Consider the following 19,973-nt stretch of genomic DNA (forward strand, 5'->3'; position numbering starts at 1 on the left):
GAGGCCGGGGGGTTCGCGCCGGGGGTCCTCCGGCGAGGTCGCGGGTGCCCGCCGATGGGTGCCTGGCGGGGTGCCCGGCGGGGTCGCGGATGCTCGGCGGGGCTGTCTGGCAGGGGGTACTCGCCGAGGGTGCCCCCGACCGCCCTGCTACGCGGCGAGCAGGCCGATGCCGAGCGAGACCACGCCGAGGGCGAGCGAGACCGCGCCCGCGTAGACCAGCACGATCAGCCGGTTGGGCTTGGTGACGTCACGGCCGGCCGAGGACAGGAAGAACCCGGCCGACATCAGGATGGCCGCGGCCCAGATGCCGGTGCGCGCGAAGAAGGCGAGCACGCCGCTCAGGTCGGCCGCGTCGGCCAGGATCTGGCCGACCAGGGCCAGGGTCACCAGTACGCCGGCGTGGGCATGCCCGGCCCTGGCGAACGACTGCTGGAACCCGGTCATCGGCTGCTGGCCGCGCACGACCCGCAGCATGAACCAGCCGCCTGACTCGACGGCGACGATCGTCAGCAGGAGGAGCCCGGCGGTGCTCCGGGAATCAGGCGAGAGCGCGAGCGTCGCAAGCATCGGTACCCCCGTTCATGCGGTACGCTGACCCTCCACAGTGGAGGGTGGTGCGTCGCCCAGCCTGGACCTGCCACAGTGGAGTGTCAAGTCGTTCCGAGGGGGCGCCCATGCCCGACCGTCCGCTCAACGCCACTGCGGCGTCCCTGCTCGGCTTCTTGCACCAGGGGCCGATGACCGGCTGGGACCTGGTCGCCACCACCCAGGCGGCGATCGGCGACTTCTGGTCGCTCAGCCAGAGCCAGGTGTACCGGGAGCTCGCCGCGATGGCCGACGCCGGCCTGGTCACGGCCGGTGAGCGCGGCCCGCGCGAGCGCCAGCCCTACGCCATCACCGACGCGGGACGGGCCGCGTTCGCCGCCTGGGTCGACCGCGAGCCCGGCCCGGAGAGTATCCGCTACCCGCTGCTGCTGACGATCGCGTTCGGCCGGCACCTCCGGCCCGAACGACTGGCCGCCTTCGTGCATGGCCACCGGGCCGAGCATGCCGAGCGGCTGGCCCGGTACGAGCAACTCCACGAGGCTGCGCGGGCGGCCGGCGGCCAGCCCGACCCGTATGCCATGGCCACGCTCGACTTCGGCCTGGCCTACGAGCGGGCCGTGCTGGCCTGGTTCGACCAGCTCCCGCCGGCGATCCGTGGGGACGGCAGGTAGCGTCGCCGGCGCCCTCTCCGCTCGGGCGACGGGCGCCCTGGCGTGTGCACGACGTCGGACGCCCTCGGCCGGGCGCCTGGTGACCGGCGTGTGCACGACGTCGGACGCCCTCGGTGAGCGACGGCGCCTTGGCGTGTGGAGCCGTCAGGCGCCCGCGGTCGGGCTGGGCTCCTCCTTGCCGGTGACGGTGAGGCATCCGGCGCTCGGGATGAACACCGACACCGAGCCGCTGTCCCAGCGCACGGTGATCAGGTTGCCCTCCACCCCGGTGACCACGCCGCTCCGGGTGGAGCTGCCGACCTTCTCCGACTCGACGAGCACGCGGTCGCCGATGCTGACCATCGTTCGACCTCCTGTGATACCGCTGCTGACCATCGTTCGACCTCCTGTGATACCGCTGTGATAGCGAGGTAGGGCGAGGTAGTAGGGAGTCCGAGTGTCGCCCGGCAGTCCCCGTGATTCAAGGGGGGTCCGGCCACGTACCCTGGCGGCATGCAAGGACCGTCCCGGGAACGTCTCCGCCGCTCCGGCGGGCCCCGTCCACCCGTGCCCGGCGCGCGGGTGAACCGCGCCTCCCCGCTCTCCCCCGAGACCCGGCTCGTCCACGCCGACCTGCACAACCACACGCTGATCTCCGACGGCGACGGCGAGCCCGGCCGCGCCTTCGACTCCATGCGCGCGGCCGGGCTCGACGTCGCCGCCATCACCGACCACGCCGCGATCGCGCCCGAGGAGCTGACCGCCGAGGAGCTGACCGCCCACCCACCGCCCGACTCGATCGACCGGGCGGCCTGGCGGCGCCTGAAGCAGCTGGCCGACCAGGCCAGGGAGGACGGGGCCTTCGTCTCCCTGCGGGGGTTCGAGTGGTCCCACCCGTGGCTCGGACACGTGAACGTGTGGTTCTCCCAGCACTACCTGCACCCCCGGGCGACGGCGAGCCCGTCTGTCGCGCCCCTGTGGCGCTGGCTTGCCGAGCCTGCACCGGGGGCTCCGTCCCCCAGGCTGGCCAGCCTGGCCGGCTTCAACCACCCCGGGCGGGAGGTGGGCCGCTTTTCCGGCTTCGCGTTCGACCCAGCCGTCGCCTCCCGGCTGGTGTCGTTCGAGATCTTCAACCGCGACGAGGACTACCTGTTCGAGGGCACCGACGCCGGATGGCCGTCTCCCCTGGTCGAATGCCTCGAGGCGGGCTGGCGGCCCGGGCTCACCGGCGTGAGCGACGAGCACGGCACCAACTGGGGCTTCGAGCCGGGCAAGGGCCGCACCGGCCTGCACGTCGGCTCGCTCACCCGTTCTGGGGTGCATGCGGCCCTCCTCGACCGGCGCTGCTTCGCGACCCGGCTCGCGGGGCTCCGCCTCGATGCGGTCGCCGGGCGCACCCCCATGGGCGGCCTGCTCGCCCACTGGCGTGGCCCGGTCCGCTTCCAGCTCGACGTCGACCGCGGCCCGAGCTGGTGGGGTCGGCCGCTGCTGGTCCAGGTCCTCCGCCCGGGCTGGCCCATGCCCGTGGTGACCGAGTCGGTTGAGGTCAAGGTGCCCCGGCCGGACCAGCTGCCGCTCACGTTCGACGTCCGGGTGGACGCCGCGGACGGTTCCTGGGTCGTCCTGCGGGTGACCGACCCGGCCGAGCCCGCCGACCCCAGGGCCAGGGGCGAGTTCCTGGCCGCCGGCGACGCGGTCGCCTACACCAGCCCGTTCTACCTGGTGCCCGACGCCCCGGCCTGACCCGCCTGGGGCGGGTCGCTCCCGGCTCGGGAGACCAGGGCCGGGGACCTGGAGCGGCCCCGGTCGAGCAGCAGGAGCACGCTCACCGCGGCGGTCAGGGCCAGGGAGATCGCGAGCGACGGGCCGGCGCGGTTGAGCTGGGGCTTGCCGGCTGCGAGGTCGGCCAGCGGGAGGAGCGCCTGCAGCGCGACCACGCCGAGCAGGAGCCGTGGGCGGGGCGACCGGGCCAGGGCGAGCGCAGCCGCCGGCATGACCACGGGGAACGCGTAGAGCGCGTAGCGGGACCAGTCCCAGCCGATCAGGAAGTTGGCGAAGACCGGCGCCAGCCACCAGGCCAGGCGGCGGACCGGTCCCGACCCCAGGCCGGCCACGGCCAGCGGCCACCACACGCCCAGCGACATCGCGAACGCGCTGCCCAGCCAGAACGGGCCGTCCTGGTCCATGCGTGTGCGCAGGACGTGCCCGAGCACGGTGGCGGGCGACTGCGAGTACTCGACCGACGGCAGGCTGGGTGCGTACGCCAGCACGAGCACGAAGGCCACGACGGCCGGTGCCAGCAGCGCGGCCGTGCGCAGCGCCGCAGCCCGGTCGAGGCGGCGGCCGGAGGCGAGCCAGGCGTAGACGGGCAGCGCGACGCCGGCGAACAGCTCGCGGGTGCCCGCCATGAGCACCAGCAACGGCGCGACCAGCCAGGTCGGCCGGGCCCGGACCAGGGCCAGGAACGCCCCGGCGAGCAGCGCGAACGCGGCCGGGTCGGACAGGTAGGGGTCGTACAGGTAGAAGACCCAGCCCCGGCTGCACAGCAGGCCCGCGGTGGCCGCCAGCGCCCAGCCGTGGCTCGCACCGAGCCGCCGGGCCAGCAGGTAGACGAGCAGGCCGCTGGCGGCCAGGCAGGCCAGAGAGATGGCATGGTAGGTGGTGGCCGGCTCGCCGCCGAGCAGGTGGACCAGCCAGGGCACGAGCACCCTCGAGCTGTAGGGCCGGATCACAGCCTGGCCCGGGTCGGCCGCCATCTCGAGGTAGTGGCCGGCGTCGCAGCAGACGGGCTGGCCGACCAGGGGGGTAACCAGCCGCCAGGCAGCGGTGAGGGCGACCGCGACCCCGGCAGCCTGGACCGCCTCGGCCCGCGTGGCCGCGACGCCCGGCCGCCCAGAAAAGAAGGGGCGCGCAGGCCGTCCTGGGGCGTCTCGGCTGGTCCCTGGGGCGTCTCGGCTGGTCCCCGGGGCGTCTCGGCTGGTCCCTGAGGCGTCTCGGCTGGTCCCTGTCGTCACGATGGCGTGCAGGATAGGTACAGCTCGGGCGAGCGGTCGAACAGCACCAGCGGGGCGCCTCGGTCCCGCGCGAGTTCGAGAGCGGCCTGACGGGTGGCCGCTGCCAGCGCGGCGGGCGGCAGCTCGCCGGTCAGCAGGGCCGGCAGGTCGTCCTGGCAGTGCTCGGTCACCGGTGCGTCCTGTCGCTCGATCCCGGGGCGGCCCCGGTCGGGTGCCGCCGATCCCTCAAGTTTGCCTCGATCTCACCGAAGGGGCGAGAGGAGCACCCGGTCCCCGGCCCGGTCCGCCATGGCGGCCCGGGCCGGCTCCGCCGTCCAGCCGCGTCGGCTTCGCCGTCCAGTCGACGCCTGCCTGCCGCTTGGAGCGCGACGTGCGAAGACCATCGACCCCCGTCCTGCTGGCGGCCGTCCTGGCCGCCGTCGCCGTCCTGACCGGCTCTCCCGCCCTGGCGGACCCGCCGGGCCGTGGGTTGCCTGCTCTCGCCTGGTCGCCCGCTGGTGCCTGGTCGCCAGCTGCTGGCGCCGCGGGCGTGCCCCGGGTAGCGGCTGGCAGCGCCGCGGGCGTGCTCTGGGCGCCGGCTGGCAGCGCGGCGCGCGTGCTCCGGGCGCCGGCTGGCGAGGCCGCCGCGAAGGCCGAGGCGGCGGAGCTGCGCCGACGGGTGCGTGAGGTGGCCGAACGGGCGGAGAGGCTGGCCGCCGCCGCCGACGCGGCCCAGGCACGGGCGGACCTGCTCACCGCGACCGCGGCGGTGCGCCAAGGCGAGCTGGACGAGGCCGAGCGGGTGCTCGGCGACGCCAGGGATCGATACGATCAGCAGGTCCGCCACCTCTACATGCAAGGGCCGCTGGCGCCGTTCGAGCCCCTGCTGTACGTCGCCGACCCGGCCGGGCTGGAGATGGCGCGCCGGGCCATGGCCGAGACCCTGCGCGGCGGCCAGCGCGACCTGCTCGTGGTCGAGGTGGCCACCGGCAGGGTAGAGCTGGCCCTGGCCGAGCTGCGCCGGAGCCAGGCCGACCTCCGGGTCGAGCAGGGCCGCCTTGCCGCCCGCCGGGCCGAGCTGGCTGCCGAGCTGGCCACCGGGCAGGCGCTGCTCGACGCCGCAGACGCCGCGGTACGCCAGGCCGTGGCCGCGGAGCAGCGCCGCCGGGAGGCCGCGCACCGGGCCCTGGTGCTCGCGGCCCTGGCCCGGACCGGGAGGGCCTCGGTGCACGGCGGCGTCCGCTGCGACCTGACCGGCATGTCCGCCGCCGAGCGGTTCATCATCGAGCACGAGTCGAGCGGCTACCCCAGCGCCCAGAACCCAGGGTCGACGGCGTTTGGGCTCGGGCAGCTCCTGCTCGACCAGCGTCTGCGCCACCTGGGCGCGGACTACGCCACCAGCGACTGCGCCAAGCAGCTCGCCGCCTTCCGGGCCTACGTCCGCGACCGCTACGGCACGGCCGAGGCGGCGATGGCGTTCTGGCTCGCCCACCACTGGTACTGACCCCACCCGACCATGGCACCGGCGCTCTCTGGGGCCGTGGGGTGGTGGGAGCCGCCTGGCCATGGCACCGGCGCGGGGGGCAGGGGGCCGTGGGGGAGGACGGTGACCAAGGCCGGCGCTCGCCGCCAGAGCGAGTTTCCCCACGCGAACGAAGGCTGCGGCAAGATGTCCCCCGTCGGCTGCCGACTCGCTCGGGAGGGATCCCGCTGGACCAGGACCCGCCGCCGCTGCCGCTGATGTGGTTCATGCTCCCGGGACAACGGCCCTGGCGGGAGCTGCACTGGCTGTCGCTGATGCCTGGGGCGGTGGTCACCGCGGTCGGCAGCCCACGGCCTCCCGAGGCGGTCGGCAGCCCGCGGCCGGCCGAGGCGGTCGGCTTCGTGCACCGCCCGTATCACCAGCCGACCAGGCGCTTCGTCGAGGCGGGGGCGCTCGCCTGGCTCCGGGGGCTCGGCTCGATCCCGGCGCCGATCCTCGACGGGCAGGAGTGGCTCGCCTCGCTGGAGCTCTGCGGCCTGGTCACGGGGCAGGCGAGCGCGCTGGCCAGGCGCCGGGGGCAGCGCCAGGCGGTGCTCGTCTGGGCCAACGACCCCGACACGCCCCTGTACCGGCTGCCGCCCTACCGCCAGGCGGTGCGCCGGGCCCGCTCCGCCGACCTGTTCCTCTGCTTCGTCGAGGCCGCCCGCGACCACTGCGTCGCCCTCGGCCTGCCCGAGGAGCGCTGCCGGGTCGTGCTCCCCGGGGTCGATACCGAGTTGTTCCACCCACCCGGGGCGCCGGTGGGCGAGCCGGTCGCCGCCTTCGTCTCCCCACTCGCCGCCAACAAAGGCATCGACCGGGTGCTCGAGGCCTTCCGGGTGGTGCGCGGGAGGCTGCCCGAGGCCGAGCTGCGGGTGGCCGGCTGCGGCCCGCTGGAAGGGCTGGTGCGCCGCGAGGCGGCCCGGACGGGGAGCGGGGTCCGCTTCCTCGGCGTCACCGGCCGCGAGGGGGTCGCCCGGGAGCTGCGGCGGGCGGCGGTGTTCGTCACCGCTCCGCGGCCGACCCGGGTCTGGAACGAGCAGTTCGGACTGGCCTACGTCGAGGCGATGGCCAGCGGCCTCCCGGTCGTCACCACCGCCTGCGGCTCCAACCACGAGGCCGTCCGGCCGCCCAACGAGCGCGTCCCCGACGACACCGAGGCCCTGGCCGAGGCGCTGCTCGGGTTCCTGGCCGACCCGGCCAGGCGGGCCCGGGTCGGCCAGGAGAACCGGCGCATGGTGCTCGACCGGCACGAGCTGCGCCGCCAGTGCGCACGCATGGGCGAGGCGTTCCGCCTCGCCGCCGGGTAGCCGGTCGCCGCCCGTCCGCCGCGAAGGGCGGCGGCGATTTCGGGGTCTGCCGCGACGACATGGATCCTCGCGGGTAACAGAAAGCTCTCGATTCAGGTACCTTGCAACCTCTTGGCGTCGTCGGCCCTCTTATTACTCCAGGAGTCGGCGCGGAGGGGCCGGGAGGTGACATGGCCGTCGATGATCCGCGGCCCCAGCACGACGGCCGCTCCCTCGGGGGTCTTCCCAGGTGGACGGGGTGGGACGCGGCGGCGAGCCTGCCACGATGGGTCCTCTGGAGCGCCGAGGTGCTCGCCATGGTCGCCCTCGCCCTGCTCGCGGCCCGCGTCCGGCACCCCTCCCGGCTGTTCACCCACCCGTTCTGGCTCGACGAGAGCTGGGTGGCCGACTCCACCCGGGCACCCTGGGACCAGCTCCGCCTGGTGAGCTTGTCGACGCCGATCGGCTGGACCGTGCTGCTGCGCGCCGTGCCCCGCTGGGGGGATGCCGAGCGCTACCGGCTGCTGCCGCTGGTGTTCGCCGTGGCAGGCGCAGTTCCCGCCTGGTTCCTGGGGCGGCAGCTCGGGCCCGAGCCCCGCGACCCCGTCACGGCCGGGCGGGCTGCCCGCCGCCCGTCATGGGCGCGCTGGATCGGGCCGCCCGTGGCCGGCCTGGCCGCCGTGCTCGCCCCCACCGCGCTCAGCTACCCCTACCTCAAGCAGTACAGCGCCGAGGCGTTCACCGCGCTGCTGCTCGTCGCCTTGGTCGCCTGGGTGGAGCGGCGCTGGTCGCCGGTACGGCTGGGCGTCGCGGCGGCCGTCGCCGTGGTGTCGCTGCTGGTCGCCAACACCGCGCTGTTCGTGACCGCGGCCGTGTTCGGCGGGCTCGCGCTGACCTCGCTGGCCCGGCTGGCCTGGCGGCGGCTCGGCTGGGTCGCCGCGGCCGGTGCCGTGGTCGCCGTCGCCGACGCCTGGATCTACCGGGCGTCGGTCGCGGCCAGCAACGGCGTGGACATGCAGCGGTACTGGAAGGGGCGGTTCATCCCGTCGACCGAGGGCTGGGACGAGGCGTGGCGGTTCATCGCCCCGCGGGCGGTCATCGCGATCGAGTCGATCGGGTTCGGGCCCTGGCCGCTCGCGCTCGCCCTGCTCGTGGCCGGGGTGGCCGCGCTCTGGCGGGCCGGGGCGCCAGCGGCCGCGCTCGTCCTGCCCATCCTCGTGGTCGAGGTCGGGGTCGCCGCGATGCAGCGCCGCTACCCGTTCCTCGAGGCGCGGACCAGCATGTTCCTGACCGTGCTGGCCACCGTGCTGGCCGCCCTGGGCGTGGCTGCCCTGGCCAGCCTCGCCCTGCGCTGGCGCGGCACGGCCGTGCTCGGGCTTGCCGTGCTCGTCGGGGCGGGCGCGATCTTCCTTCCCGAGGCGAGGCAGGCGGCCAGGGTCTCCATGTTCGACGAGAACGTCAGGGGCCAGATCCGGCTCGTCCAGGAGCTGCGCCGGCCCGGCGACGTGGTCGTGCTCGGCAGCATGGCCGCCTACCAGTGGGCCTACTACGGGTCGGAGCAGCCGACGTTCGTGCCCGCCTCGGGAGCCAGGACGATCCGGTTCGAGGTCGCCTTCCCGGACGACCGGCGCCTGGTGGTGGCTAAGGGGCGGACCCCGAAGTTCGTCAAGCAGGCGCTGGACAGGGTGCCCGCTGGCACGCGGCGGGCATGGGTCCTGCTCAGTCACGAGGAGCAAATGATCCCGGTCTGGGTGCGGAGCGCGCGGCAGCACGGCGGGCGCCTGGCCGCCCCGCCGGCGCACCCGTGTGCCGCCTTCACCGAGGCCGAGCGGGCCAGCGCCGGCGTTTCCGCAGGTCAGTGCCCGATGCTGATCCGCTTCGGCTGACGTGTGTCCGCCCATGACCCCTCAAGAGCGCCTGTGCCATGGTCGGGTGGATCCCGCCGCTGCCACGGCCGCGCCCGCGGCCCATGCGGCTGCCTCGCAGGCGCGGAGCACGGCCACGCCCAGGGCGTGGAGCGGATCGGCGGCCAGCAGCCGGCGTTGGCGCCACATCGCGCGGGCGGTGGCGCCCGCCTGGGCCGACACCGCCCCCGGGTGGGCCCGGCGGTAGGCCGGCAGCCCCCTGCCGTAGTAGAAGCGCTTACGGACCACGCCGGGCAGGGAGAGCCGTCCCTCGTCGTGGAGGATCAGCGCGTCGGCGCTGGCCAGCCCGGCGCCGTCGGCCAGCATGCGGTTGCGCAGCTCGGCGTCTTCGGTGCCGGCCAGCCAGGTAGCGAAGCCGCCGGTCCGGCGCAGGTAGGCGGTTGCCACCAGCCGGGGCGCCTCGATCCGGGGCTCGCCCGCGTAGCAGCGTCGCTCCAGGGCGCGGCAGCGGGCCCAGAAGCCCGAGCCGGTGCTCGCCTCCGTGACGAACACGCCGGTCGCCCCGGCGTCCCGGGCGGCGGCCAGCGACCGCTCGACCACGTCGGGCGCCAGCTCCATGTCGGAGTCGATCCAGAGCACCCAGTCGCCGGCGGCCCGGGCGATGCCGGCGTTGCGCTGCGCGCTGCGCTCCGGGCCGGCCCGGAGGACCACGTCGGCCAGGCGCGCGGCAACCGGCCAGGTCGCGTCCGAGCTGCCGTTGTCGACCACGATCAGCTGGATGTCCGGGTGGGTCTGGGCCCGCACCGCGCGCAGGCAGGCCTCGATGGTCCGCCCCGAGTCGCGGGTGGGCACCACCACCGACACCAGGGGAGCGCCGGTTCGCCCCGCGCTCCCGGGTGCGGCCGGGCCGGCGCTCACCGGTCGGCTCCGCGCCCTGGGCGCTCGACGTAGGGGTCCAGCTCGGGCGCTGGCCTGCGCACGGCCAGGCTGCGGCGCTCGCCCGTGGCGGTCTCGCCCGTGGCGGTCTCGCCCGGCCGGTCCGGGAGCCGCTCGGGCGGCCGGACGTCGCGCAGGATCCCGAGGACGAGCAGGGCCAGGGCTGCCCCGGCCAGGCCGTGGGCGACCGGGTTGCCGCTGGCGAAGTCCGGGCTGACCGTGGCCGGCGTGGGCAGGCCGCGGGCGAGCACGGCCAGCGGGACCAGCCCGAACAGCACCAGCGAGAGGCGCAGGAGCTGGCGCGGGGACGGCGCCCTGAACCAGTCCCAGGCCGCGATGGCCACGCCGGCCAGCAGCCCGGCCCAGCCGCCCAGCAGCCAGAGCACCGCGACCAGGGGCAGCGCCGGCCCGAGCCGCCCGCTCATGCGCCCCCACCCTCGTTGCCGTCCGGCAGGCCAGGCGTGCCTCCCGGCAGGGCCAGGCGTGCCTCCCGGGAGCGCGCCTCCGGTCCCCCTCCCTCCTTCGGCACGCCGAGGCGCGCCTCCGGTTCCCCTCCCCCTCTCGGCACGCGGACGCGTCTCGGCACGCGGACGCGCGCCTCCGGTTCCCGGCCGCGCCGGACAGCGCCCACGCCGGCGAGCAGGACCAGCACGAGGGCGAGCCCGGCCAGGGAGGCAACCAGCGAGAGCCGGGCCCAGCGCTGCGGGGCGAAGTCGATCGCGACCAGGTGGGCCCGGGTGTCCGGGATGCGCCAGCCGGCCGAGTACCCGTCGACCACCGCCGGCGGCCCCAGCGGCAGCCCGTCGATCGTGGCGCGCCAGCGGGGATCCCAGCCCTGCCCGAGCACCAGGTAGTAAGGGCCGTCCGCAGCCTCGGTGGTCAGCGTGGTCCGGGTTGGTGTGGCCGAGGTGACGGTGATCCGGGGCGGGGCCGGAGCCGCCCCTTGGGCTCTGCGCGCCTTGCCGTCGCCGTCGCCGGTGGAGGAGAGACCGAGCAGGTCGATCAGCCACCCGGGCTCGGCCCTGAGCCGGTGCTCCCCGGCCCGGAGGCGCAGCGGCGGTTCCCCCGGGCACGGGCCCACCGCCAGGGCGGCCCCGTTCACGAGCTGCTCGAAGGTGCCCTTCACGGCGAGGCGGAGCGGGGCGCCGTCGACCTTGGCCACTTGCGCGCAGCCCTTGAGCGGCCCAGGCCTGGCGGGCCGGAGCTCCACCCCCGGGGCCTCGATCTCGCTGATTCGCACCCCGCCGCCGAGGCCGGCGACCTCGATGATGGTGAGCCGGAGCCGGCTCGCCCGGCGCTTGGGGAAGTCGATCCGCGCCGCCCCGGAGTGCAGGCGGACCCGGCGCGGCTCCCCGTCGTCGATCGACAGCTCGGCCTGGACGGCCACGTCGGCGCCCTGCCGGTCCTTGAGCGACGCTGGCACGTCCTGCCTGACGACGACGTGGTCGAGGTCGCGCTCGGGGAACGAGACCTCGATCCGCTCCCCAGGCCCGCGACCGGCCGGGACCCAGGCGGTGTCCCGGTTGCCGTCGAACGCGGCTGAGGCGCGCACCTCCAGCGAGTCGAACGCGAGCGACGACGAGCGCGCCACCACCTCATTGGGCAGGCCCGCGAGCTGGTCGACGACCGGCTCGGGCAGGCCGGGGCCGGCCGTCACCCGGCCGGCGACGCCGAACGAGCGCTCGTCGGGCAGCCAGAAGCGGCGGTCGACCACCCGCTCCTCGTCGTCGCCGGCCTGCCCCGGGTCCCCGGCCGCCCTGGTCATGACGACGTCGAGAGGGGTGGCGGCGAGCCGCTTGCCCGCGCCCTTGTCGAGCGAGCCGGCCAGCTCGCGGAAACGCTCGGGCATGCGGACGCCCTCGGCGACCCGTACCCCGGGGATGTCGATCTCGTAGAAGCCGACCGGGTTCAGGCCGGCCCCGCCCCGCACCCCGGTGATCTCGACGGTGGCGCCCCAGGTCTCGGTCTCCGGCACGGGCACGACGACCTCGGGCTGGGCCGGGACCTGGGCGTCCTGGGTGCGGCCGTCGAGCTTGATCCGCACGCTCGAGACCTGGGCCGGGCTGCCCTGCAGGGGGCGGAGGGTGAGGCGGGAGACCTTCACCCGCCGGCCGAACTCGATGGTGATCGACTGGCCCACGGCGGTCCCGTAGGCACCGGTGACCCAGGCCGTCCGGGGGTCGCCGTCGAACGCGAGCGCGGGCTTGCCCCAGGGGGCCAGCCCGAAGGGGATGCCCGAGCTGGTCGCGGTCACCGCGCGGGCGCCTTCGAGCTCGGCCACGCTCTGGTCGGCGGGGTCGTCGAACAGGGTGAGGGAGGCGCCCGGCCCGCCGCCCGAGGTGGGTGAGGCGACCGGCTGGTCGGCCCGGAGCGTCGGGGAGTACGAGGTGCCGGCCCGGTGGGTGTCCCAGGCCCGGCGCCGGTTCGAGTCGGTGAGCACGATGCGGGCGCCGTCGTCCAGGGCCAGCGCGGTCTCGTCGAGGCTGGCCGACCCGAGCAGCCGGAACGGCGGCTGGCCGCGCAGGAGCCCCAGGCGCCCGAGCGACGGCAGGGCGAAGCTGTCCCCGTCGACCAGCACGACGCCCTGGGCCGGCTCGGTCCGCAGCACGGGCCGGGCACGAGCCACCGACCAGCGCTCGAGGGGGGTGAGCGCGGCGTCACCCTCCGCGGCGCCCGCCGGTGCGACGGTGTGCTCGCCGGGCCGGCCGTAGGAGGCCTCCCGGCGCAGGTCCGGGTCGCGGCGGAGGGCGGCGGCCAGCGCCGACGGCGGCGCGCCCCCCTCGGCCTCCCAGACCCGGTCGTAGCGGGCGAGCACCTCGCTGGCGCCCAGGTAGCGAGCCATCGCGCTCACCGTCCCGTCGGGGGCGCCGGTGGCCAGGGCCACGTCGAGGGCGGCGAGGAAGTTGGCCTGCTCGCGGGAGCCGTTGGGGACCGTGGAGCGCAGCACCGACGACCTGGCCAGCAGCGAGCCGTCGAGGTCGTCGGGACCGCGCATCCCCCAGCGGTAGTCCGCCTGGACCTGGCCCGGGAGCATCAGCACCCGGGTCGACGCCGGCCCGCGGTCGAGGTCGCTGGCCGCCTGCCGCCAGTACCCGGGGATCCGGTAGCCGGCCAGGTTGAGCCCGCCGGTCCAGGCGGGCAGGACGGCCACGGCCAGGACGACCGCCATGGCCACCACCGCCCCGGCCATGCGCTCGTACGGCGCCCGCCCGTCGTGGAGCGCCCGCCCGTCGTGGAGCGCCCGCCGCCCGCCCCCGCCCGTCCTCCTGGTCGAGAGCCAGACGGCCAGCTCGGCGGCGCCGAGCGCGATCAGCAGGGTCAGGGCGAGCGCGACCAGGGCGCCGGCCTTGTTGGTGGTCCTGAACGCGATCGCCCCTGGCAGCCGCTCGAACGCGGCCTCGAGCAGCCGCCCGAACGGCGAGGGTGCGCCCGGCGGGAACAGCCCGACCATCACCGGCGCGGCCACCGCGAGCAGGTAGGCCGACAGCGCCCTGGCCCTGGCCCGCGAGGCCAGGGCGGCCGCGGCCGCGGCGGCCGGGACCGCGAAGGAGGCGAGCACCACCAGCGGGTTGGTCAGGTAGGTGACCAGGCCGGGCAGGAACGGCTGGTCGCCCGTGCGGCCGTACAGGGTCCACAGGCCGAGCAGGCGGAGCGTCTCGGCCCAGGACGACGCTCCCGCCACGTCGCGGGGGGTCTCAGTGGTGGCGGCGATGGCCGCGCCGCTGGCGCTGGCCAGCGCCGCCGGCACCAGCCAGTACAGCGACACGAGCAGCGTGAGGGAGAGGCAGCGGCCGGTGGCCGCGCCGAGGTCGCGCCATGCCGTGCCAAGGGCGTGCCGCTCGTACGCGAGGTAGCAGGGCACGGCCAGCAGCATGAACAACGGGACCACGCCGGCGTTCATGCCTCCGCAGAGGGCGAAGGCGAGCGCGAAGGCGGCCGGCGCGCGCCACGACCGGGGCCGGCGCACGCTGCGGGCGAGCGCCAGCAGCAGCCAGGGCAGGAACGCGTAGGGCACCAGGATCGGGTTGGTCGCCCCGGCCACGACCACGTAGGGGTTGGCGACGTACACCACGGCGGCGGTCACCCGCCCGGCCACGTTCGAGCGACCGGCGCTCGCCCTACCCGTGTCGGCACCGGCGCTCGCCCCACCTGTGTCGGCACCGTCGCGCGCGACCTCGTGGAACAGCCGGACCGCGCCCCACCCGGCGGCGAGCAGCAGCAGCGCCCGCCACAGGCGCACGGCGAGCCAGGGCTCGGCGCCCAGGGCGCGCAGGCCGGCCAGGGCGAGGGCGGCCGGGGCGAGGCCGGTGTCGAAGTTGGGCTGGCCGAGGTATGGGTCGGGCGACCAGGTCGACAGGGCCGTACCCAGGGCCCGCGCCGGCGCCAGGTACAGCTCCGGCTTGGTGTCGGGGGTGAACAAGCCCCGGTCGGTGAGGAAGAGGACGGCGAGCGCGAGCGCGGCGAAGGCCAGGTAGGCGACCGGCTCGGTGAGCTGGTCGGGAAGCCGCCTCCGGAGCCACCCCGGGCGGCGGTCCGGCTTGGTCGGCCGGATCGGCCGGTCGAGCCGCCGCAGCTCGCTCACTGGCGCACCCCCCTGGCTCCTCCTGCGCCCGCCGGGCTCACCGGCCCGGACCCGGACGGGGCCGGCGCTCGACGAGCCAGCCGGAGACGAGCACGGTCCCGGCCCCTCCAAGCGCCACCCCCACGATCTGGAGCACCGAACCGTGCAGGGCCACGGAGCCGAGGCCGATCTCGGCCACCACCGCGGCCAGCAGGACCCGGTTCAGGCGGGGGTCGGCCGTGGCGATCCCGGAGAACAGCACGAGCTGGACCAGGGCGAGGCAGGTGCCGAGGGCGGCGAACAACGGCAGCGCCGGGCCCACGGCGAGGTAGGCCTGCCCGAACGGGAGCGTCGCGGCCAGCTGCGGTGCGACCGCCGCGCCGGCCACCAGCAGCGCGCCGAACCCGGCCATGGCGGCAGCGGCCCGGCCGAGCAGCCGCCTGCGGTCGCCGGTGGTGCACAGCCGGGGGAAGACGATGGTGACCACGAACTGCGGCGCCCAGTAGGCGATCTTGGCCACCACCGCACCGGCCGCGTACAGCCCCGACTCGTCCCCGCCCAGGTAGTGCCTGGCCAGCAGCACGTCCACGTTGGCGAGCAGCAGCAGGCCGAGGATGGCCATGGCCGCCCCCACTACCTCGCGCCCGATGCGGAGCGGGAGCAGGCGACCGAGGCCGGGCATGGTGCGCGCGCGACCAAAGCCGGGCGTGGTGCGCACGCGACCCAGGGCCGTCTCCACCCCGGCAAGCGTCGGGCGCACGAAGGCCAGCGCCAGGAGCATTGCCAGCAGCGAGCCGGCCGCCGCGCCGGCGAGCGCACCGCTCACCCCGCCGCCCGCCCGCACCAGGCCGATCCCGGCGGCCAGTTTGCCGGCGGCCGCGGCGAGCAGGACGGCGGCGAGCGCGGCGAAGCGCTCCCGACCCTGCAGCATGCCCTGGACGGCCGCGAGCACCGGGAGCGGGGCCACGGCGACCGCGAGCCACAGGATCGGCGCGACCGAGCCCAGGCGGAGATAGCCGCTGAGCCAGGGCCCGGCCGCGACCGTGACCAGCCCGAGCCCGACCCCCACGGCCAGGACGGTGGTCAGCGTCCTGGACCACAGGTCGGCGACGGCTCGGTCCCCGGCCTCATGCGTTTCGGACGGCGGGGGCTTGCGCGTCTCAGGGGACCGGGTCTTGGGCGCCTGAGGCATCCGGGTCTTGGGCGCCTCGGGCGAGGGGGCCTCGCGCGCTTCAGGCGAGGTGGCGCGGAGCGCGGTGTGGCGGGCCACGACCGCCTGCAGGGCGTAGCCGGGGACGGTGCCGATCACCACCAGCGCCAGCAGCGCGCCGAGGGCACCGTAGCCGGACGGGCCCAGCATGCGGGCCATGACCAGGTTGTACGTGTAGTTCATCCCGTTGGCGACCGCCATGGCAGGCGCCACCACGAGCGCGGCCCGCACGAGCGAGCGCGCGAGGCCCCCTCGCCCGAGGCGCCCAAGACCCGGATGCCTCAGGCGCCCAAGACCCGGTCCCCTGAGACGCGCAAGCCCCCGCCGTCCGAAACGCATGAGGCCGAGCCGCCCAGGCGCGCGACTGCTGCCGACGGGCAGGCCGGTCCCGGTCGCCGGCAGCTCCCGGTCGCCCGAGGTCAACGACCCGGTTCCTCCCCGGCCCCGGACGCGCCCAGCGGGGCGCCGCCGACCCGCCGCGACGACATCGGCACGACCTTCAGCACGGCCGAGCAGAGCCTCGGGTGCCGCGGCAGCGTCCGCCAGGCGACCCGGACCGCGGGCCGGTAGGCCAGGTCGTAGGCGAGCAGCCGCCAGGCCACGTCGAAGCTCCGAGGGCGGACCAGCCCGATGGCCTCCGGCCGGGCGGGGGGACGCTCGAACGCATACAGCTTGACCCCGTTCCACCAGACGGGGTCCTCCTCGTGCTCGGCGGCCAGATCGAACAGCAGCCGGTAGCCGGGGTGGGCGCGGAGGTAGCGGTCGGTGGCCCGGGTCACGATCGGCCACGACGCGTCGTCGACCACCACCAGCGCCCGGTCCGCCAGCCAGGGCTCGGCAACCCCCAGCGCCAGGTAGTGGGGCAGGCGGCCGTGGGCCCCGTCGTAGAAGTAGACCCCGACCGGCTCGCGAAGGATGCCCGGCCGCCGCAGCAGCTCGAAGCAGTCACCCTCGAGCAGCTCCAGCTGGTCCAGGTCGACCCAGCGGCGCAGGTTGCCCAGCAGCTCCTCGCGCAGCGCCCGGCCGTCGAGGTTGAACTCGAGGAAGTTCTCCATCGCGTAGAACCGCCGGCCCGGGTTGTCGAGCATGGCGCCGACCAGCGACAGGCCCTTGAACGACCCCACCTCGAGGTATGCCTCGCCATCGCCGAGATGGGCGGCAGCCAGGTTGAGCAGGGCGAGCTTGCTCTCGGTGGCCATCCCGGGCACGTCGTCGACGACCGCGCTGAAGCGGCGGTCGACCGGCTGCCCGGCCAGCGGGTCGCCCGCGAACAGGTCAGAGAGCTTGGCAGAGAAGGCGTCGAGGTCCATCGCTCCGTCCGGGTCGTGGCAGCGTCGGCCCGCGCCGCTGCGGCGCAGGCGGCCGCCCGACGTCGGTAGTCTATGTTCTCTTCGGGTGTGTTTGTGTAGTGTTCGGCATCAGGTTCGGTGGGACGACAGGGCAGTTCGGTGGGACGACAGGGCTGGAGGTAGCGGTGGGCCGTCGACTCGGGTTCGCGCTCGTCTTCGTTGGACTCTTCCTCCTGTTCTTCGGGCTCTTCGAGCGGTTCTACGCGTACCCGCGCCTGCAGAAGGCGCCTCTGGACCGGTACTCCAAGCCGGTGGCCACCGGCACCGGGACCTACTTCAACCGCAGCACCCTGAAAGAGGTGCAGGACGCCCAGCTCCGGAACATCCGGGTGGTGCGCGGCGACGTGAAGGCGGGCTCGTCGAGCACGGCGGTCTGGGACACCTTCTCGTCCACCGTCGACACCCAGGACAACGGCGTCATCACCGCAAGCCAGGAGCGGGTCGCCCTGGACCGGGTCACCGCGGAGTCGGTGCACTGCTGCGGCGAGAACCCGCGGCACGAAGGGCTGACGTTCAAGTTCCCGTTCAACACCGCCAAGAAGACCTACATCTTCTGGGACACGGGCGCCAAGCAGGCGTTCCCGGCCCAGTACATGGCCACCGAGAAGCTCGACGGCGTCACCGTCTACCGGTTCGAACAGCGCTTCGACGGGATCAAGACCGACTCGCTCATGATCAGCGGCGAGATGGCGGGCGACCCGAGCAGGGACACGGTCCCGGCCAACGTCATCTACGGCAACGTGAAGACGCTGTGGGTCGAGCCCCGGACCGGGATCATCGTCAAGGCCGAGCAGGACGTGAACCAGACCCTGCAGACCGAGGAGGGCAGGACCGTCCTCACCGTGGTCGACGCCAAGCTCACCTACGACGAGGCCACCGTCAGGGGCAACCTCGACGACGCGCGGGAGGGCCGCTCGGAACTCACGATGCTGAGCACCACGCTGCCCGTCAGCGGGGTGCTCCTGGGGCTCCTGCTCGTCGCCGGCGGCCTGGCGCTGGTGGCCCGGCGCCCGGGGCGGCGCGTGGCCGGCACCCGGGAGAGCCGTGCGGCTGGGGCCGCCTGACCGCTCCACCCTCGCGGCGACCAGCCGAGAGCGCGCCGGGCCCGCCGCCCCGGACCGGCGGCCGGCCCGCCGGCCCGCCGCCCTGCTCGTGGTCGGCGCGGCCGCGCTGCTGATCCTCGCCCCGCTGCTCGGGCCCGGGTACGTGCTGAGCTACGACATGGTCTTTGTGCCCCGTATCCCGTTCACCTGGGAGCTCCTCGGGCTCGGCACCTCGGTGGCCCGCGCGGTCCCAAGCGACCTGCTGGTGGCCGTGGCCAGCCGCCTGCTCCCGGCCGACCTGGTGCAGAAGCTGGTCCTGGCCGGGATCCTGGCCGGCGGCGGGTGGGGAGCCGCCCGGCTCGCCCCCACCGCGTCCAGCGCCGGGCAGGCTGCCGCAGGCGTGCTCTACGTGTGGAACGCGTTCGTGTACGAGCGGCTGCTCATCGGCCACTGGGCGCTGCTGGTCTCCTACGCCGCCTTGCCCTGGGTGGCGCGGGCGGCCGCCGCGTTGCGCCTGGGTCCTGGCGGCGGCCGGCTCGCCGCCTGGCTCGCGGTCGCCGCCTGCGGCAGCCCGCCCGGCGGGGTCGTCGCCAGCGTGACCGCGCTGCTCGTGGCCTGCTGCCCGCCGTGGTCCCGGCGCGCCGGGACCACGGGGCCGGACCGGGAGCGCCCGGCCGCGGCATCCCCACTCGCCCGCCTGCGCCTGGTCGCCCCCAGGCCGGGCCGGGAGCGCCGGGTCGCGGCGTCCCCGCTCGCGCGCCTGGGCCGGCCCGGGGGGGCCGCCGGGCCAGATCGGGAGCGCCAGGGCCCGGCGTCCCCGCTCGCCCGCCTGGGCCTGGTCGCGGCAGCGGCCCTGGTGCTGAACGCGCCCTGGTTGGTGCCGAGCGTGCTCCGGCCTGGCGGCGTCCCCTACCGCCCGGCCGGGGTCGACGCGTTCGCGGCCCGGCCCGACGGGCCGCTCGGCTCCCTCGGCAGCCTGGCCACGCTCGGCGGCATCTGGAACGCCGACGTGGTGCCCCCGGGCCGGGGCTCCTGGCTGTGGATGCCGGCGTTCGCGCTGATCGCGGTGCTCGCCGTGGCCGGCTGGAGGCGCATCCCGGACCGGCTGGGGCGGGGGGCCGCGGTCGGGCTGGTCGCGGCGGCCGCCCTCGGGCTGGCCGTGGCCGCCGCCTCAGGGGGCCGGCCCGGGCTGCGCGGGCTGGTCGCGCTGGTGGTCGAGCACGTCCCCGGCGGCGGCCTGGTCCGGGACGCCCAGAAGCTGGTCGCCCCGCTGGCGCTGGCGCTCGCGATCGGCTTCGGGGTCGGGGTCGAATGGCTGCTCGGGCTGCTCGCCCCGGCCCGGACCCGCCGGGTGGCGGCCGTCCTGCTGGTGGCCGCCCCCGTGCTGGTCCTGCCCGCCCTCGCCTGGGGTGCCGGCGGCCGGCTGGGCACGGCCCGGTACCCCGCGTCCTGGACCGAGGCGCGGGCGGCGATGGAGGCCGACCCGGTGCCCGGCGCGGTGCTGGTGCTGCCCTGGCAGCTCTACGTGGCGTTCCCGTGGAACGGCGGGCGGGTGTCGCTGCAGCCTGCCCAGCGCTTCTTCAACCGCCGGGCGGTGACCAACGACGACCTGGAGCTCCGCGGCACGACCGTGCCCGGCGAGGACCCCTGGTCGCCAAGGCTCGCCCCGCTGGTGACGGGCGCCGGGGCGATCGCCCCCGGCCTGCCCACGGCCGGGGTGCGCTGGGTGCTGGTCGAGAAGGTCGGGCGCTGGTCGGGGTACCCACCCCGGCTGGCAGGCGCCGACCTCGTGCTCGACCGGGCCGACCTCGCCCTGTACCGGAGTGCGGCGCGCCCGGCCGGGCCGCCGGGCGCCGTGGTGCCGGCATGGCCCGACGGGGCGCGCGCGGCCGTGCTCGGAGCCGACGCGGTCGCGCTGGGACTGGCCCTGTGGGCGGTCGGCGGGACGTCCATGGCGCGCCCACTGCGCAGGCTGGTAGATTCCTGGCGTTCCCGAAGGAGGGAGTGAC

General features: G+C 75.8%; 16 protein-coding genes. 7 read left to right on the top strand and 9 right to left on the bottom strand.

Going from position 1 to position 19,973, the window contains the following annotated elements; all coding sequences use genetic code 11:
• Positions 1–147: 147 nt before the first annotated feature.
• Positions 148–567, bottom strand: coding sequence for a hypothetical protein (locus VG276_30720; GenBank protein ID HEV8653654.1), 420 nt, complete (start codon positions 565–567; stop codon positions 148–150).
• Between the two features lie 107 nt (positions 568–674).
• Here VG276_30720 and VG276_30725 point away from each other — a divergent pair, with 107 nt between their 5' ends.
• Entirely contained in the window at positions 675–1,217 is a 543-nt protein-coding gene (locus VG276_30725) for a PadR family transcriptional regulator (protein HEV8653655.1), read from the top strand.
• Between the two features lie 144 nt (positions 1,218–1,361).
• Here VG276_30725 and VG276_30730 read toward each other — a convergent pair whose 3' ends face one another.
• Positions 1,362–1,559, bottom strand: coding sequence for a DUF1918 domain-containing protein (locus VG276_30730; protein ID HEV8653656.1), 198 nt, complete (start codon positions 1,557–1,559; stop codon positions 1,362–1,364).
• Positions 1,560–1,778: 219 nt separating this feature from the next.
• Here VG276_30730 and VG276_30735 point away from each other — a divergent pair, with 219 nt between their 5' ends.
• Positions 1,779–2,939, top strand: coding sequence for a CehA/McbA family metallohydrolase (locus VG276_30735; protein HEV8653657.1), 1,161 nt, complete (start codon positions 1,779–1,781; stop codon positions 2,937–2,939).
• Here VG276_30735 and VG276_30740 read toward each other — a convergent pair.
• Together VG276_30740 and VG276_30745 are read right to left on the bottom strand one after the other, a co-directional pair.
• Entirely contained in the window at positions 2,912–4,210 is a 1,299-nt protein-coding gene (locus VG276_30740; protein HEV8653658.1) for a hypothetical protein, read from the bottom strand. The two genes, VG276_30735 and VG276_30740, sit on opposite strands and share 28 nt — an antisense overlap.
• Positions 4,207–4,380 (bottom strand): hypothetical protein, encoded by a 174-nt coding sequence (locus VG276_30745; protein HEV8653659.1) that lies wholly within the window; start codon positions 4,378–4,380, stop codon positions 4,207–4,209. The genes VG276_30740 and VG276_30745 overlap by 4 nt, the downstream gene beginning before the upstream one ends.
• 200 nt (positions 4,381–4,580) lie before the next feature.
• On the opposite strand from VG276_30745, the gene VG276_30750 reads away from it, so the two are divergent.
• The 3 genes from VG276_30750 (at position 4,581) to VG276_30760 (ending at position 8,886) form a co-directional block, all read left to right on the top strand.
• Positions 4,581–5,693, top strand: coding sequence for a hypothetical protein (locus tag VG276_30750; GenBank protein HEV8653660.1), 1,113 nt, complete (start codon positions 4,581–4,583; stop codon positions 5,691–5,693).
• Between the two features lie 236 nt (positions 5,694–5,929).
• Positions 5,930–7,021, top strand: coding sequence for a glycosyltransferase family 4 protein (locus tag VG276_30755; GenBank protein HEV8653661.1), 1,092 nt, complete (start codon positions 5,930–5,932; stop codon positions 7,019–7,021).
• Positions 7,022–7,191: 170 nt separating this feature from the next.
• Positions 7,192–8,886, top strand: coding sequence for a hypothetical protein (locus tag VG276_30760; protein ID HEV8653662.1), 1,695 nt, complete (start codon positions 7,192–7,194; stop codon positions 8,884–8,886).
• Between the two features lie 21 nt (positions 8,887–8,907).
• Here the strand turns inward: VG276_30760 and VG276_30765 are convergent, their stop codons facing one another.
• The 5 genes from VG276_30765 to VG276_30785 all read right to left on the bottom strand — a co-directional run bounded on the left by VG276_30765 (position 8,908) and on the right by VG276_30785 (position 16,882).
• A complete protein-coding gene (locus VG276_30765; GenBank protein HEV8653663.1) occupies positions 8,908–9,783 on the bottom strand; it encodes a glycosyltransferase in 876 nt (291 codons plus the stop codon).
• Positions 9,780–10,226, bottom strand: coding sequence for a hypothetical protein (locus tag VG276_30770; GenBank protein ID HEV8653664.1), 447 nt, complete (start codon positions 10,224–10,226; stop codon positions 9,780–9,782). Before VG276_30770 ends, VG276_30765 begins: the two co-directional genes overlap by 4 nt.
• Positions 10,223–14,383, bottom strand: coding sequence for an alpha-(1->3)-arabinofuranosyltransferase family protein (locus VG276_30775; GenBank protein HEV8653665.1), 4,161 nt, complete (start codon positions 14,381–14,383; stop codon positions 10,223–10,225). Before VG276_30775 ends, VG276_30770 begins: the two co-directional genes overlap by 4 nt.
• A gap of 37 nt (positions 14,384–14,420) precedes the next feature.
• Positions 14,421–15,773, bottom strand: a complete 1,353-nt coding sequence (locus VG276_30780) for a hypothetical protein (GenBank protein HEV8653666.1) — start codon at positions 15,771–15,773, stop codon at positions 14,421–14,423.
• A gap of 218 nt (positions 15,774–15,991) precedes the next feature.
• Entirely contained in the window at positions 15,992–16,882 is an 891-nt protein-coding gene (locus VG276_30785) for a class I SAM-dependent methyltransferase (GenBank protein HEV8653667.1), read from the bottom strand.
• Between the two features lie 164 nt (positions 16,883–17,046).
• Here VG276_30785 and VG276_30790 point away from each other — a divergent pair, with 164 nt between their 5' ends.
• Both VG276_30790 and VG276_30795 read left to right on the top strand, forming a co-directional pair.
• Positions 17,047–17,985, top strand: a complete 939-nt coding sequence (locus VG276_30790) for a DUF3068 domain-containing protein (protein HEV8653668.1) — start codon at positions 17,047–17,049, stop codon at positions 17,983–17,985.
• Positions 17,966–19,972, top strand: coding sequence for a hypothetical protein (locus VG276_30795; protein ID HEV8653669.1), 2,007 nt, complete (start codon positions 17,966–17,968; stop codon positions 19,970–19,972). The genes VG276_30790 and VG276_30795 overlap by 20 nt, the downstream gene beginning before the upstream one ends.
• Position 19,973 lies beyond the last annotated feature (1 nt).

This window comes from Actinomycetes bacterium (genome assembly GCA_036000965.1).
Taxonomy (GTDB): domain Bacteria; phylum Actinomycetota; class CALGFH01; order CALGFH01; family CALGFH01; genus DASYUT01.